Consider the following 1,269-nt stretch of genomic DNA (forward strand, 5'->3'; position numbering starts at 1 on the left):
GGGTCGTCGTTTGCTGCCATGGGTTGAATATGCCATTCGCCCGGCCCGGCGGGGCCCCCTCCGCCACCGCCCGCGTGGAGCTATGGCGGCCCGCTCGGCGGCCCGCCGCCTCAGGGCCCCTCGGGCAATCGGATGTGGTGGATCGTGGGCACGATCATCGCGGTCGGCGTGCTGGCGCTCGCCGGGGGCATCGCCGCCTTCGCGACACACCAGCTCTCCGGTGTCCGCTCGATCATCAACTCCCCGCCGACCTTCACCAACACCTTCAGTCCCCCGGCCACCACCCCGGGCGGCACCTCGACGACTACACGGACCAAGCCGCCGAGGTCGACCACCACGTCCACCTCACCCACGCCGCCGCCGGGCAGCGAGGTGACGATCTCCGGGATCGGCGAGAACCGGACGATCGCCTGCGACGACAACGTCGTCAACGTCAGCGGGGTGTCCAACACGGTGGTGATCAGCGGTCACTGCGCCAGCCTCAGCGTGTCGGGCGTGCAGAACGAGATCACCGTCGACGCCGTCGACAGCATCCAAGCCTCCGGCTTGAGCAACAAGGTGACGTACCACTCGGGCACGCCGAAGGTCAGCAACTCGGGTAGTGCGAACGTCGTCCAGCAGGGCTGAGGCCGTTACGGCGCCTCGGTGGATTCGTCGTCGTCGTGCGAATCGCCGTCGAGGACGCTGACCGCGATGCCATACGGCAGGAACCGCACCTTGCGCGCGGGGTCGACGTTGTTCTTGTTGGCCCGCAGCGCGTCGAGCTCGGTCGCGTAGACCTGTTCGACGTGCGCGCCACCGTCGGCGTCCACCGTGTAGATCGCCCAGACGCCGTCGCCCGCCTCGCCGGCGGTTTCCGGCTCCGGGCGGGGGCGCCGCGACAGGTCCTCGAAGATGGACGACCACCCGGACCGGGCTCCTGGCGCCGCGACAAACCTGCTGACCCGCTCGAACACGTCGCGCAGGCCCTCGCTGCCTTCGCGGATCATTCGATCGAACTCGTCGGGATCGAACCCGAACGCACCGTATTCGCCCACGCGACCTCCTCGCCGCTCATGCCGTTACCGCCCAGTGTGCGCGCAGTCGCCCTCACGCGCCACGTCCTCATCGCCCGGGCGGGGGCGGCGGGGTGATGGGAATGGGCACCGTGACGAACGGGAAGTGCAGGTACATCGTCACCGGGGGCTGCGCGGGCGCGGCCGGCGCGGTCATTGCGGCGATCGGCGGCACCCGCGAAGGTGCGGAGGCGGGCGGCCTCCTGCTGGTGTC

Annotated in this window: 1 protein-coding gene and 1 pseudogene; one reads left to right on the forward strand and one right to left on the reverse strand. The window is 70.1% G+C overall.

The features are described from left to right. Positions 1–36: 36 nt before the first annotated feature. Positions 37–627: pseudogene (locus A5691_RS16855) on the forward strand (DUF3060 domain-containing protein); the annotation flags it as partial. Positions 628–632: 5 nt separating this feature from the next. On the opposite strand, the gene A5691_RS16860 reads toward A5691_RS16855, so the two are convergent. Beyond that, positions 633–1,037, reverse strand: a complete 405-nt coding sequence (locus A5691_RS16860) for a hypothetical protein (RefSeq protein ID WP_067749962.1) — start codon at positions 1,035–1,037, stop codon at positions 633–635. Positions 1,038–1,269: the final 232 nt, after the last annotated feature.

The organism is Mycobacterium sp. E183 (assembly GCF_001667735.1).
Classification (GTDB): domain Bacteria; phylum Actinomycetota; class Actinomycetes; order Mycobacteriales; family Mycobacteriaceae; genus Mycobacterium.